Raw genomic sequence first — 13,184 nt, 5'->3', positions numbered from 1 at the left:
CCAATACAGCACCCATTGTGGGAGCGAGCTTGCTCGCGATGGCGGCCAGCCATTCAACATCAATGTTGACTGATCTGGCGCTATCGCGAGCAAGCTCGCTCCCACAGGGGATTTGGGGTGGGTCAGGCGCCGGCGATCAATTCCCGCGCCGCCTGGCTGTGATCGGCAATCAGCCCCTTCAAGTCCAGTCCCTCGACCTGCCCGTCGATCACTCGCCATTGCCCGCCGATCATCACCCGATCCGCCCGGTCCGCGCCGCACAGCAGCAGGGCCGAGATCGGGTCGTGGCTGCCGGAGAAACGCAGCTCATCGAGCTTGAACAGCGCCAGGTCGGCCTGCTTGCCCACGGCCAGTTCGCCGATATCGCTGCGCCCGAGCAGTTGCGCCGAGCCCCGGGTCGCCCAGCCCAGTACGCGTTCCGGCGTGATCGCTTGAGCGCCATAGCGCAGGCGCTGGATGTACAGCGCCTGGCGGGTTTCAAGGATCATGTTCGAGGCATCGTTGGACGCCGAACCGTCTACCCCCAGGCCCACGGAGGCGCCGGCGGCGGTGAGCTCCAGGGTCGGACAGATGCCCGAGGCCAGGCGCATGTTGGAGCTGGGGCAATGGCAAATGCCGGTGCCGGCGGCGCCGAGGCGAGCGATTTCATCCGGGTTGAAATGAATGCCGTGGGCCAGCCAGGTACGGGGTCCGAGCCAGCCGACGCTGTCCAGGTAATCCACGGTGCGCAGGCCGAAGCGTTGCAGGCAAAAGTCCTCTTCATCGAGGGTCTCGGCCAGGTGAGTGTGCAGGCGTACGTCGAGTTGCTCCGCCAGCTCGGCACTGGCGCTCATGATCTGGGGCGTGACCGAAAACGGCGAGCAGGGCGCCAGGGCAATCTGGATCCGGGCGCCGTCGCCGCGCTCGTGGTACTCGGCGATCAAGCGCTGGCTGTCGGCGAGAATCACCTCGCCCTGCTGCACGGTCTGCTGCGGTGGCAAGCCTCCGTCGGCCTCGCCCAGGCTCATGGAACCGCGGGTCAGCATCGCGCGCATGCCCAGTTCACGGACACTTTGCACTTGCACGTCGATGGCATGTTCCAGGCCTTGGGGAAACAGGTAGTGGTGGTCGGCCGCCGTGGTGCAGCCCGACAGCAGCAACTCGGCCAAGGCTACTTTGCTCGCCAGGGCGAGTTTTTCCGGGGTCAGCCGCGCCCATACCGGGTAGAGGGTCTTCAGCCACGGGAACAATGGCTGATTCACCACCGGCGCCCAGGCGCGCGTCAGGGTCTGGTAGAAGTGATGATGGGTGTTGATCAACCCCGGCAGGATCACATGCTCGCGCGCGTCGAAGATGTGGTCACAGGGCTGGGCGGGTTGTTGGCCGGCGCTCAGCAGTTCGACGATCACACCGTCCTGCAGGACGAGGCCGCCATGGGCATCGAGGTCGTTGGCGGTGAAAATGGCGAGGGGGTTTTTCAACCAGGTACGGGTCGCAGGCATGATGGCCGGCTCCTCTGAAAGTGGGTTCAGGTTAGCCAGCTCAGTGATGCCCTGTCTGCTGATCCAGGGTCGCCCGTTAGGTGGGCGAGGGTGGAGTTTACTCAGGTTGCCGGGCGCAGATCCAGTGTCAGGCCGAGAACCCTGTGGGAGCGAGCTTGCTCGCGATAGCGGTAGATCAGTCGACATCCCTGTTGGATGTGAGGCCGTCATCGCGAGCAAGCTCGCTCCCACAAAGGAAAGGTGGGGTTACCAGGGAATCGTTTCGCCCTTGTAGCTGACGAAGTGATGCCCACCCTTGCCGGCGAAGGCATTGACCTGGTCGATCAGCCCGCGGGTGCTGGTCTCGACATCGATGTCCGCGCCTTCACCGCCCATGTCCGTCTTCACCCAGCCCGGGTGCAGCGACAGCACGGTCAATGCCTGCTCGCCCAATTGGTTGACGAAGCTGTTGGTCATGGAATTGAGTGCAGCCTTGCTGGCCTTGTACAGCGCCATTTCCGGCGCGTCGGGCATGGTCACGCTGCCCAGCACCGAGCTCATGAACGCCAGCACGCCGCTGCCGTCGCGAATCTGGCTGACGAAGCGCTGGGCCAGGTTGATCGGCGCCACGGCGTTGGTGAAGAACAACTGGCCGACTTCCGCCAGCGTCGCGCCGCCTGGGTTCTGGTTGTCCGGGCCTTTGACACCGGCATTGACGAACAGCAGGTCGAAGGTCTCGCCCTTGAGCTGCTGGCTCAGGGCGATGACGGCTTGCTGGTCATCCATGTCGAGTTTTTCAATGCGTACCGGGCCTAGCGCCTTCAAAGCTTCTGCGTTCTGCGGGTTGCGCACGGTGGCGGTCACGTTCCAGCCATCGCTGAGCAGCGTCTTCACCAGACCGAGGCCCAGGCCCCGGGAGGCGCCGATGATCAATGCGTTTCTAGCCGAAGTCATGAGGGGCATCCTTGAAAGAAAGAGGTTACGGGTTTAATGGACAACGTTGCCCGAGCCGTTGTTTCAGCTCCTGACGCAACGCGTCGAGTTCGGTCATGCGGGTTTCGATCAGGTTCAATTTGTCTTGCAGCAATTGCGTCACCGCGCAGTCGGGGTCGGGGGCGTTCCACAGGGCGGCGACGCTGGCGCCGATCTCGCCCAGGGTAAAGCCCAGGCGCTGGGCGGTCTTGATGTAGAGCACCAGCTGGACCACGTCGGCGGGGTAGTCGCGATAGCCATTGGCACTGCGCGTTGCCGCAATCAGGCCCCGTTGTTCATAGAAGCGCAGGGTGTCTCGACTGACGGCGCAGGCTTGGGCTAATTCACCGATACGCATGGACAATTCCGGAGGGCTTGACCTTGGAGCATACCCCAGGCTTTAGCCTTTTCGCTCCCCAATTATCTGGAGCAACGTGTATGTGGACTTCGATGCAATATCGCCAGGTGGTGCGCGGCAGCGCCTGGTACGACCTTATCGTGTCGGCCGTGCTGGCCACGCCGTGGAGCTTTGCGGCGTTGCATGATGTGTTGATGAGCCTGTCTCAGCTCTTTGACCTGCCAGGAGAATTGCCGCCGTTTGCGCCGGCGCATCTGCTGATGGTGAATTTGCTGGGCTCGATTGTCTGCGTGTGGGCGGTGCTGCGGATTCGTGATCCGCAACTGCTGTACGGACGGTATGACGCGGCGGGGCGGTTTCTGTTTGCGGCCTGGCAGCTGTATGCGCTGCTTCATGGGGCCAGTGCGGTGTTGTGGGTTTTCCTGTTTTTGGAGGTGGTGTGGGGGTTGGTTCAGGTGTTGCCTGTTCGGGCTTCATCGCGAGCAAGCTCGCTCCCACAGGGGGCCTGAGTCAAACCTGAACTCAGTGTTCACCTGGTCTAGTGTGGGAGCGAGCTTGCTCGCGATAGGTGCGCCGCGGTCTATCTCAATGCCCCGCCTGCCAAGGCTGCCCCAGTGACACCGGCGCATACAACCGGGTGCGTACGGCATCCCGGGACAGCAGCACCAGCACTACGATGGTCGCGGCGTAGGGCAGCATCGCCAGAAGACTCGATGGAATCGCCAGCCCCAAGCCCTGGGCCACCAGGTGCAGGATGCTGGCGAGGCCGAACAGGTAGGCCCCCAGCAGCAGGCGCCACACCCGCCAACTGGCGAACACCACCAGGGCCAGGGCGATCCAGCCACGGCCGGCGCTCATGTTCTCGGCCCACATCGGCGTGTAGGCCAACGACAGATAGGCGCCGGCCAACCCGGCCATGGCGCCGCCAAACAGTACCGCCAGGGTCCGCACCCGCAACACCGGCAGGCCCATGGCGCTGGCGGCATCGGGGTTCTCGCCGACGGCCTGGATGATCAATCCGGTGCGGCTTTTCATCAGCACCCACGCCACCAGGGCAAACAGCGCGAAGGACAGGTAAACCAGCAAGTCCTGGGCAAACAGCATCCGCCCGATCAAGGGGATGTCACTCAGGTAGGGAATGGCCAGCGGCTCGAATCCCGCCAGCGGTTTGCCGACCCAGGCCGCGCCGACAAAACTCGACAGGCCCACCCCGAAAATCGTCAGCGCCAGCCCGGTGGCCACCTGATTGGCGTTGAACACCAGTGCCACCAGCGCGAACAATGCCGACAACAGCATCCCGGCGGCCATCGCCAGCAGCACGCCGAGCCAGAGGTTGCCACTGTTGAACGCGACGATAAAACCGATCACCGCGCCGAACAGCATCATGCCTTCCTGGCCCAGGTTGAGGACGCCGCTTTTTTCGCAGACCAATTCACCCAGGGCCACCAGCAGCAGTGGCGTGCCGCAGCGGACCATGGCGTAGAAAATATTGCTCAACAGGTCGATATCCATCACAGGGCTCCTGCCTGTACCGCAGTGGTTCGGGCGCGCCGGGTCCAGCGCAGGTTCAAGCGTGGCCGGTACAGGATCAATACGTCGCAGGCCAACAGGAAAAACAGCATCATCCCCTGGAACAACTGGGTGATCGCCTGGGGCAGGTTCAACGACATCTGCGCGCTTTCGCCGCCGATGTACAGCAACGCCATCAACAGGCTGGCAAACAGAATGCCGATGGGATTGAGCCGCCCCAGGAATGCCACGGTAATCGCCGCATAGCCGTAGCCCGGCGACACCTGCGGCACCAGTTGGCCGATCGGCCCGGTCACTTCGCAGACGCCGGCCAGCCCGGCCAGCGCACCGCTGATCAACAGCGCCAGCCACACCAGCGGCTTCTGGCGAAAGCCGGCGAAACCGGCGGCGCGGGCGTCGAGGCCCAGCACCTTGATCTGAAAACCGACGAAGCTTTTCTGCAGCAAGACCCACACCGCCACCAACGCCAGCAGGGCGAAGTACAGCCCGGCATGGACCCGGCCATCCTCCAGCAGCAATGGCAGGCGACTGGCCTCGCCGAACATCGCCGACTCCGGGAAGTTGAAACCCGCCGGGTCTTTCAACGGCCCGTGAACGCAAAACAGCAGCAGGTTCAAGGCGATGTAATTGAGCATGATGCTGGTCAGGATTTCGTTGGCATTGAAACGCGTGCGCAGCCACGCCGTGAGTCCGGCCCAAGCCGCCCCTGCCAGGGTGCCGGTCAGCAGGATCAGCACCAATGCCCAGCGGCTTTGCATGCCGATGATGTTCACCGCCAAGGCACTGCCGGCCAGGGCGCCCAGCAGCAGTTGGCCTTCGGCGCCGATGTTCCAGATCCGCGCCTGATAGGCCACTGCCAGACCGAGGGCGCAGAGCAGGATCGGCAAGGTCTTGACCAGCCACTCGGACACGCCGTACAGGTCGCTGATCGGGGCGATCAACAGGGTGTACAGCGTTTGCAACGGGTCATGTCCCAGGGTGATGAACAGCAGCGAGCCGCAGCCCAGGGTCAACACGGCGGCCAGCAGCGGCGAGCACCAGAGCATCAGGTGCGATTGCTGGCCGCGGGGTTCGAGAGAAAGCAGCATGTGGAACTCCGTTATACCGGCGCGGGGGCAGGGGGTTGAGGGGCGTCGAACTGGCCGGCCATCCAGCCGCCGACGTCGCTGAGTCGGGTCTCGCCCGTGGGGCGCAAGGCTGACAGGCGCCCGCCGCACAAGGCGCCGAGGCGGTCGCTGATCTGGAACAGTTCGTCGAGGTCTTCGGAGATCACCAGAATGGCCGCGCCCGCATCGCGCAGGGCGATCAGGGCACGATGGATGGTCGCCGCCGCCCCGACGTCCACGCCCCAGGTCGGGTGCGCGGCCACCAGCAGTTTTGGCTGTTGGAGAATTTCCCGGCCAAGAATGAATTTCTGCAAGTTGCCCCCCGAAAGGCTGCGTGCCGGGGTTCGGGTGTCAGGTGTCTTCACGCCGAAGCGACGGATGATTTCCTCGGCCAGGTGTTCGACCTGGCGGCGTCGAATCAGCCCATGGCTGACCAGGCCCTGTTGGAACGCGCTGAGCAAGGCGTTATCCGCCAGGCTCAATTGCGGCACGGCGCCGTGGCCCAGGCGTTCGGCGGGGACAAATGCCAGGCCGAGTCGACGACGGGCATCGGGGCGCAGGTGCGCGACGGGTTGACCGGCGAATCGGATCGTTTCGCCTTGCTGGCGGGGAAGCTGCGTTTCTCCGCTGAGCAACGCCAGCCATTCGTCCTGGCCGTTGCCCGCCACCCCGGCGATGCCGACGATTTCGCCGCTGCAGACCTCAAGGTCAATGTCCCTCAACGAGCAGCCGAACGGGTCCGGGTTGTGCCAGGACAGCTGGTTGATTTGCAGGAAGGCTTTGTCTGCGCTGACCTTGGGGTAGTCCGTGATCAGTCCGGCCGCTTCGCCGACCATCAGTTGTGCCAGCTCCCGGTCCGAGCAGTGCGCCGGGGTGCAGTGCCCCGAAACCCGCCCGCCCCGCAGCACCGTGGCGCTGTGGCACAAGGCTCGCACCTCTCCGAGCTTGTGGCTGATAAACAAAATACTGCAGCCCTCGCTCGCCAGACGGCGCAGGGTCACGAACAACTCTTCGGCTTCCACGGGCGTGAGCACCGAGGTCGGCTCATCAAGAATCAACAGCCGAATGTCCTGCATCAGGCAGCGAATGATCTCCACCCGCTGGCGCTCGCCGATCGACAGGCTGTGAACCAGCCGCTGCGGTTCCAGCGCCATGCCGTAGCGCCGGGACACTTCGCGAATCCGGGGTTCCAGCTGTGCTGGCGAACCGGCTGTCGCGCCCATTGCCAGGGCAATGTTCTGCGCAACGGTGAGGGTCTCGAACAGCGAGAAATGCTGGAACACCATGCCGATGCCCAGGCTGCGAGCCTGGGCCGGGTTACGCAGGTTGACGCGCTGGCCTTGCCAGATCACTTCACCTGAATCGGCAGGGGTGACGCCGTAGATAATCTTCATCAGGGTGCTTTTGCCCGCACCGTTTTCGCCGAGCAGGGCGTGGATTTCGCCGGGCTGGATGCTCAGGTCGATGGCGTCGTTGGCCAGGCAACCGGGGTAGCGTTTGCTGATCTTGCGCAGTTGCAGGCGCGCGATGGAGTCGGGGTTGGACATGACAGGCTCGGGCCGATGGACAGGAATGCCTGTGGATAAAGCAATTTCCTGGCCATAAGGTCAGGAAATTGCCTTGGCCCCGCCGCCAAGGCCCTCTGCGTATGGCCTGGGTACCTGCAACAGGAAAATTCTGCACCGGGTTGGAGCGCGCACGTTTTATGCAGGCATTGGTTTGCTCTGAAATGGGTGGTTAAAAATTGAACAAGCGACCGCGAGCCGTGATCTTCTTGGGGCGGGAGGAGCCATGAACGGGTTATCCACAGGTTGCTCCACAGTTATTGTGCGCAAGCTGCAGACTCGGGCATAAGCACTGCGAGGCTTTCTTCTAAAGGTGATAAACCCCTGCAAGCATTTGTTTTGCAGATGGATTTGTCGATTGGGCAGGACTTTGGACGAAAAATGAGCAACCCTCTGAAACCCGCATGACAGAAGGGTTACAGAGGAATGTGCTCAGGTTATCCACAGTCGGGTGCACAGTGGATGTGGGCAAGTTGAACGATTGCGCGATGCCCTGAAAGGTTGCAAGCCTGCGAATTCAACGCTCCAGCAGGATCCGTCCACGGCTCAGGCCGGCCAGTTGCGCTTGCAAGGTTTCGATGTGAGTTTCACCCACGGCCAATTCCAGGTCTACGCCATTGGCCGTGAAGCGTTCTTCGTTCACCAGCCCGCCGCACTCGGCGACGCGCAGTTTCACCAGGGGAAGTTCGGCGAACCCGCAGCTACAGTGCAACGACACACGGCTGATCAGTTCGATTTTTTCGGCGTTTTGCAGGCATTTGTTCGCACCGCCGCCGTAAGCCCGGGCGAGCCCACCCGTGCCCAGTTGAATCCCGCCGTACCAGCGAATCACCAGCACCACGACTTGATCGCAGGCCTGGGCTTCGATCGCGGCCAGGATCGGCCGCCCGGCGGTGCCACCTGGTTCGCCATCGTCGTTGCTGCGGTATTGGTCGCCGAGTTTCCAGGCCCAGCAATTGTGCGTGGCATCCAGGTCGCTGTGCTGCTCGATGAACGCTTGGGCATCGGCGGGGCTTGTGATGGGCGCGGCGAAGGTGATGAAGCGGCTTTTGCGAATTTCTTCGCGGTACTCGCAAAAACCGGCAAGGGTAAAGGGCATGGCGATCTTAAAGGGTGGGTGTCAGGCCGCAGCCCTTGAGAATGATGCGGATCAGGTTGTCACCCGCGTCGATCATGTCTTGCTTGGTCAACTTGCTGCGACCGGTCACGCGGCAGATCTGGGTGGCGAAGTCGGCGTAATGCTGGGTGCTGCCCCACAACAGGAAAATAAGGTGCACCGGATCGATCGGGTCCATCTTGCCGGCGTCGATCCAGGCCTGGAACACGGCCGCACGACCATTGAACCAGGCGCGATAATCCTGGTTGAAATACTCGGTCAGGCATTCGCCACCGCTGATCACTTCCATGGCAAACAACCGCGATGCCTGGGGCTGGCGACGAGAGAACTCCATTTTGGCGCGGATATAGCGGGTCAAGGCTTCGGCCGGATCATCCTCGGCGGTGAGGGTATTGAAGGTGCTGTCCCACAATTCGATGATGTTGCTCAGCACCGCCACGTACAAGCCGAGTTTATTGGTGAAGTAATAATGCAGGTTCGCCTTGGGCAGCCCAGCCTTGAGGGCGATGGCATTCATGCTGGTACCTTTGAACCCGTGGCGAGCGAATTCATCTTCGGCAGCCTTGAGGATCGTCTCTTCGTTCTTTTGACGAATGCGACTGGTGGGCTTGCCACTGTGGGCTGGGACTTCAAAGGTCATGGGCGTTTCCGGGCTGGGTCTGTGGGCAAGCAAGTGCGTTGATAGCGCACCGGCATCAATCCGACAAGTGCCATCACACTAAAAAGACCTCCGCCGATGACCAGGCCAACCTCGAACAATGTGGGAGCGAGCTTGCTCGCGATAGCGGTTAGTCAGTCAATGGTGATGTGGATGACCTATCGCTATCGCGAGCAAGCTCGCTCCCACAAGGGGCAAATGGGATCAGCGGGTGGCCGCCAGGCTCTCGAGGAAACTCTCCAGCACCAGATGAGGCCGGCGACCCTTGCGCGTAACCGACGCCAGGCTCAGGTCATAGAACCGTGCCGCGGGCTTCAAGGCCCGCAACCGACCTTGCTGGACCCAGAGGTTGGCGTAGTGATCAGGCAGGTAACCGATGTAGCGCCCGGTGAGAATCAGGAACGCCATGCCTTCGCGGTCCGATGCACTCGCGGTGCAATTGAGCGCCTGGTAGTGGGCCTGGATCTCGGCCGGCAGGCGGAAGGTCGGTGCGATGGCATCCTGGCTATTGAGGCGAGCGTCTTCAAGCTGTTGGTCATCGACATAAAACAGCGGATGCCCGACCGCGCAGTACAGCAGCGACCGCTCACTGTACAGCGGTTGATATTCCAGCCCTGAAAGGGCACTGGCCTGGGGGACCACGCCGACATGCAAGCGCCCGTCGAGCACGCCTTGCTCGACTTCGTTGGGAGCGATCATGCGGATCTGGATCTGCACGTCGGGCCCGCGCTCTTTCAATTGCGCCAGGGCGTGGGTGATGCGCATGTGGGGCAGGGTGACCAGGTTGTCGGTCAGGCCGATGGTCAACTCACCGCGCAAGTGCTGGTGCAGGCCGTTGACCTCGGTGCGAAAACTTTCCAGTGCGCTCAATAACTGCAACGCCGACTGATACACCTCGCGGCCTTCCTCGGTCAGGGAAAACCCCGCGCGCCCGCGTTGGCATAGACGCAAACCGAGGCGTTGTTCGAGATCGCTCATCTGCTGGCTGATGGCCGAGCGGCCGATGCCAAGCACGGTTTCCGCGGCGGAAAACCCACCACATTCCACGACGCTGCGGAAAATACGCAGCAGGCGAATATCAAAGTCGCTGACCTGGGGCAGTGGATCGGGACGACGCGCGCTCATAGTTTAGTGATCCGCCGACTAAAGGTTACAAAAGTTGCATTTCATCGACTTTATCGCCGTGGCAACTTAGCTGCAAGAACGCTTTCGATTCCCTGTCGCTTATGACCTGCGAGGTTTTTGTCGATGAACATGCCCGAACACGCTGCCGGTTCCCTGGCCAGCCAGCTCAAGCTCGATGCCCACTGGATGCCTTACACCGCCAACCGTAATTTCCAGCGCGATCCGCGCCTGATCGTCGCCGCCGAAGGCAGTTGGTTGGTGGATGACAAGGGGCGCAAGGTGTACGACTCTCTATCGGGGCTGTGGACATGCGGCGCCGGGCACACCCGCAAGGAAATCCAGGAAGCGGTCGCCAAGCAACTGGGCACCCTCGATTACTCGCCGGGGTTCCAGTACGGTCATCCGCTGTCGTTCCAGTTGGCGGAAAAAATCACCAGTCTGACCCCGGGCAATCTCAATCACGTGTTCTTCACCGATTCCGGCTCCGAGTGTGCCGATACCGCGGTGAAGATGGTCCGCGCCTACTGGCGGCTCAAGGGCCAGGCGACCAAGACCAAGATGATCGGCCGTGCCCGTGGTTATCACGGGGTGAACATCGCCGGTACCAGCCTCGGCGGCGTCAGTGGCAACCGCAAGTTGTTCGGCCAGGCGATGATGGACGTCGATCACTTGCCCCACACCTTGCTGGCCAGCAACGCCTATTCCCGTGGCATGCCGAAAGAAGGTGGCATCGCCTTGGCCGATGAGCTGCTGAAGCTGATCGAACTGCACGATGCGTCCAACATTGCCGCAGTGTTCGTCGAACCGATGGCTGGCTCGGCCGGCGTGCTGGTGCCGCCTGAGGGGTACCTCAAGCGTCTGCGGGAAATCTGCGACCAGCACAGCATTCTCTTGGTGTTCGACGAAGTGATCACCGGTTTCGGTCGCACCGGTTCGATGTTCGGTGCCGACAGCTTTGGCGTGACGCCGGACCTGATGTGCATCGCCAAGCAAGTCACCAATGGCGCGATCCCCATGGGCGCGGTGATTGCCAGCAGCGAGATCTACCAGACGTTCATGAACCAGCCGACGCCTGAATACGCGGTGGAATTCCCCCACGGCTACACCTACTCGGCGCACCCGGTGGCTTGCGCGGCGGGTCTGGCGGCGCTGGACCTGCTGCAAAAGGAAAACCTGGTGCAGAGCGTGGCCGAGATCGCCCCGCATTTCGAGAACGCGTTGCACGGCTTGAAGGGCGCGAAGAACGTCATCGACATTCGCAACTATGGCCTGGCCGGCGCGATCCAGATCGCCGGGCGCGATGGCGATGCGATCGTGCGTCCGTTCGAGGCCGGCATGGCGTTGTGGAAAGCCGGGTTCTATGTGCGCTTCGGCGGCGACACCTTGCAGTTCGGGCCGACGTTCAACAGTAAGCCGCAGGACCTGGATCGCCTGTTCGACGCCGTCGGTGAAGTGCTGAACAAGCTCGACTGATGCGTCCTTCTCTATAGCTTTCGATAACGGGCGCCGGTCACCGGCGCCTGTGGATAATTCCGGAGTCCCCCATGAGCCTCATCCCGCATTTGATCAATGGCGAACTGCTGAGCGACAGCGCTCGCACCGCCGATGTGTTCAATCCGTCCACTGGCCAGGCCATCCATAAGGTGCCGTTGGCTGATCGCGCGACCATCCAGCAGGCTATCGACGCTGCCAAGGCGGCTTTCCCGGCCTGGCGCAATACGCCGGCGGCCAAGCGTGCGCAGGTCATGTTCCGTTTCAAGCAATTGCTGGAGCAAAACGAGGCGCGTATCGCCCAGTTGATCAGCGAAGAACACGGCAAGACCCTGGAAGACGCAGCCGGCGAACTCAAGCGCGGCATCGAAAACGTCGAGTTTGCCTGTGCAGCGCCAGAAATCCTCAAAGGCGAATACAGCCGTAACGTAGGGCCGAACATCGATGCCTGGTCAGACTTTCAGCCCTTGGGCGTGGTGGCGGGCATCACGCCGTTCAACTTCCCGGCGATGGTTCCGTTGTGGATGTATCCGCTGGCGATCGTCTGCGGTAACTGCTTCATTCTCAAACCGTCCGAGCGCGACCCGAGTTCGACGTTGCTGATCGCCCAGTTGCTGTTGGAAGCCGGGTTGCCCAAGGGCGTCTTGAGCGTGGTCCATGGCGACAAGGCCGCAGTGGATGCGCTGATCGAAGCGCCGGAAGTGAAGGCGCTGAGTTTTGTCGGTTCGACGCCGATTGCCGAATACATCTATGCCGAGGGCACTCGACGTGGCAAACGCGTCCAGGCACTGGGTGGGGCGAAGAACCATGCGGTGCTGATGCCGGATGCCGACCTGGACAATGCCGTCAGCGCGCTGATGGGCGCGGCGTACGGTTCGTGCGGCGAGCGTTGCATGGCGATTTCGGTGGCGGTGTGTGTCGGCGACCAGGTGGCGGATGCACTGGTGTCCAAACTGGTGCCGCAGATCAAGGCGCTGAAGATCGGCGCCGGCACGTCTTGCGGGCTGGACATGGGGCCGTTGGTGACCGGTCAGCATCGAGACAAGGTCAGTGGCTATATAGAAGTGGGTGTGGCGGCGGGTGCTTCGCTGATTGTCGATGGTCGCGGCTTGAGTGTGGCTGGGCACGAGGAGGGCTTCTTCCTCGGTGGCTGCCTGTTCGATCGTGTGACTCCCGAGATGCGCATCTATAAGGAAGAGATTTTTGGGCCGGTGCTGTGCATCGTCCGGGTCAACAGCCTGGAAGAGGCGATGCAACTGATCAATGATCACGAGTATGGCAATGGCACCTGCATCTTCACCCGCGATGGCGAGGCGGCGCGGTTGTTCTGCGACGAGATCGAGGTCGGCATGGTGGGCGTCAACGTTCCATTGCCGGTGCCTGTGGCCTACCACAGCTTTGGCGGTTGGAAGCGTTCGCTGTTCGGCGACCTGCACGCCTATGGCCCGGACGGCGTGCGTTTCTATACCCGTCGCAAGGCGATCACCCAGCGCTGGCCGCAACGCGCCAGCCATGAGGCTTCGCAGTTCGCGTTCCCCAGCTTGTAATCGGTCAGAGAAGAGGCCGGCGCCGTCAGGCGCCGGCCTCTATGTTTGCGGGGCTTTTTGATCGATGTGACAGAATTATGAAAAAAGCTGTTGACGGCAGATTCTGGACGTCTATAATTCGCCCCACTTCCGGCGCAGTCTAAACGGAAAACTCCTTGAGATTCAACGAGTTAAGTAGGTTTCGAAGGTGCAGGGCTTCAGTTCATCGAAGTCCGGAAGGAGCAGGTAGAGCAATGTTGTTTGGCTCTATATGCG

12 protein-coding genes are annotated in these 13,184 nt (G+C 62.0%); 3 read left to right on the top strand and 9 right to left on the bottom strand.

Going from position 1 to position 13,184, the window contains the following annotated elements; translation table 11 throughout:
• Positions 1-122: 122 nt before the first annotated feature.
• From BLO80_RS17045 to BLO80_RS17035, 3 genes are all read right to left on the bottom strand, one after another.
• On the bottom strand, positions 123-1,481 hold the full coding sequence (locus BLO80_RS17045; protein WP_092331156.1) for an 8-oxoguanine deaminase: 1,359 nt from the start codon (positions 1,479-1,481) through the stop codon (positions 123-125).
• A 246-nt stretch (positions 1,482-1,727) separates the two neighbouring features.
• Positions 1,728-2,414, bottom strand: coding sequence for an SDR family oxidoreductase (locus BLO80_RS17040; RefSeq protein ID WP_092331159.1), 687 nt, complete (start codon positions 2,412-2,414; stop codon positions 1,728-1,730).
• A gap of 25 nt (positions 2,415-2,439) precedes the next feature.
• Positions 2,440-2,790, bottom strand: a complete 351-nt coding sequence (locus tag BLO80_RS17035) for a MerR family transcriptional regulator (protein WP_092171222.1) — start codon at positions 2,788-2,790, stop codon at positions 2,440-2,442.
• An 80-nt stretch (positions 2,791-2,870) separates the two neighbouring features.
• Here BLO80_RS17035 and BLO80_RS17030 point away from each other — a divergent pair, with 80 nt between their 5' ends.
• Positions 2,871-3,299, top strand: coding sequence for a hypothetical protein (locus BLO80_RS17030; RefSeq protein ID WP_092331161.1), 429 nt, complete (start codon positions 2,871-2,873; stop codon positions 3,297-3,299).
• 76 nt (positions 3,300-3,375) lie between these two features.
• Here the strand turns inward: BLO80_RS17030 and BLO80_RS17025 are convergent, their stop codons facing one another.
• The 6 genes from BLO80_RS17025 to BLO80_RS17000 form a co-directional block, all read right to left on the bottom strand.
• Entirely contained in the window at positions 3,376-4,302 is a 927-nt protein-coding gene (locus tag BLO80_RS17025) for an ABC transporter permease (protein ID WP_060739311.1), read from the bottom strand.
• The gene (locus tag BLO80_RS17020) at positions 4,302-5,408 is read right to left on the bottom strand and encodes an ABC transporter permease (protein ID WP_092331164.1); all 1,107 of its coding nucleotides are present in this window, start codon (positions 5,406-5,408) and stop codon (positions 4,302-4,304) included. Before BLO80_RS17020 ends, BLO80_RS17025 begins: the two co-directional genes overlap by 1 nt.
• Before the next feature lie 11 nt (positions 5,409-5,419).
• Positions 5,420-6,973, bottom strand: a complete 1,554-nt coding sequence (locus tag BLO80_RS17015; protein ID WP_092331166.1) for an ABC transporter ATP-binding protein — start codon at positions 6,971-6,973, stop codon at positions 5,420-5,422.
• A gap of 535 nt (positions 6,974-7,508) precedes the next feature.
• Complete coding sequence (locus BLO80_RS17010; protein WP_092331169.1) at positions 7,509-8,090, bottom strand: IMPACT family protein; 582 nt, start codon at positions 8,088-8,090, stop codon at positions 7,509-7,511.
• A 7-nt stretch (positions 8,091-8,097) separates the two neighbouring features.
• Positions 8,098-8,748 carry a TetR/AcrR family transcriptional regulator gene (locus tag BLO80_RS17005; protein ID WP_060739307.1) on the bottom strand — a complete coding sequence of 217 codons (651 nt, stop codon included), beginning with the start codon at positions 8,746-8,748 and terminating at the stop codon, positions 8,098-8,100.
• A gap of 222 nt (positions 8,749-8,970) precedes the next feature.
• On the bottom strand, positions 8,971-9,891 hold the full coding sequence (locus BLO80_RS17000) for a LysR family transcriptional regulator (protein ID WP_092331171.1): 921 nt from the start codon (positions 9,889-9,891) through the stop codon (positions 8,971-8,973).
• 123 nt (positions 9,892-10,014) lie between these two features.
• On the opposite strand from BLO80_RS17000, the gene BLO80_RS16995 reads away from it, so the two are divergent.
• Entirely contained in the window at positions 10,015-11,364 is a 1,350-nt protein-coding gene (locus BLO80_RS16995) for an omega-aminotransferase AptA (RefSeq protein ID WP_060739305.1), read from the top strand.
• A 71-nt stretch (positions 11,365-11,435) separates the two neighbouring features.
• Positions 11,436-12,929 (top strand): CoA-acylating methylmalonate-semialdehyde dehydrogenase, encoded by a 1,494-nt coding sequence (locus BLO80_RS16990; protein ID WP_092331174.1) that lies wholly within the window; start codon positions 11,436-11,438, stop codon positions 12,927-12,929.
• Positions 12,930-13,184: the final 255 nt, after the last annotated feature.

The organism is Pseudomonas sp. NFACC56-3, assembly GCF_900100025.1.
Classification (GTDB): Bacteria; Pseudomonadota; Gammaproteobacteria; order Pseudomonadales; family Pseudomonadaceae; genus Aquipseudomonas; species Aquipseudomonas fluorescens_AA.
Note: the sequence above shows the minus strand (reverse complement) of the source record. Positions and strands in the feature narration are given on the sequence as shown.

Coding starts and splice junctions, on each gene's coding strand:
- BLO80_RS17045 (WP_092331156.1), bottom strand. CDS start 1,481: ATGCCTGCGACCCGTACCTGGTTGAAAAACCCCCTCGCCATTTTCACC.
- BLO80_RS17040 (WP_092331159.1), bottom strand. CDS start 2,414: ATGACTTCGGCTAGAAACGCATTGATCATCGGCGCCTCCCGGGGCCTG.
- BLO80_RS17035 (WP_092171222.1), bottom strand. CDS start 2,790: ATGCGTATCGGTGAATTAGCCCAAGCCTGCGCCGTCAGTCGAGACACC.
- BLO80_RS17030 (WP_092331161.1), top strand. CDS start 2,871: ATGTGGACTTCGATGCAATATCGCCAGGTGGTGCGCGGCAGCGCCTGG.
- BLO80_RS17025 (WP_060739311.1), bottom strand. CDS start 4,302: ATGGATATCGACCTGTTGAGCAATATTTTCTACGCCATGGTCCGCTGC.
- BLO80_RS17020 (WP_092331164.1), bottom strand. CDS start 5,408: ATGCTGCTTTCTCTCGAACCCCGCGGCCAGCAATCGCACCTGATGCTC.
- BLO80_RS17015 (WP_092331166.1), bottom strand. CDS start 6,973: ATGTCCAACCCCGACTCCATCGCGCGCCTGCAACTGCGCAAGATCAGC.
- BLO80_RS17010 (WP_092331169.1), bottom strand. CDS start 8,090: ATGCCCTTTACCCTTGCCGGTTTTTGCGAGTACCGCGAAGAAATTCGC.
- BLO80_RS17005 (WP_060739307.1), bottom strand. CDS start 8,748: ATGACCTTTGAAGTCCCAGCCCACAGTGGCAAGCCCACCAGTCGCATT.
- BLO80_RS17000 (WP_092331171.1), bottom strand. CDS start 9,891: ATGAGCGCGCGTCGTCCCGATCCACTGCCCCAGGTCAGCGACTTTGAT.
- BLO80_RS16995 (WP_060739305.1), top strand. CDS start 10,015: ATGAACATGCCCGAACACGCTGCCGGTTCCCTGGCCAGCCAGCTCAAG.
- BLO80_RS16990 (WP_092331174.1), top strand. CDS start 11,436: ATGAGCCTCATCCCGCATTTGATCAATGGCGAACTGCTGAGCGACAGC.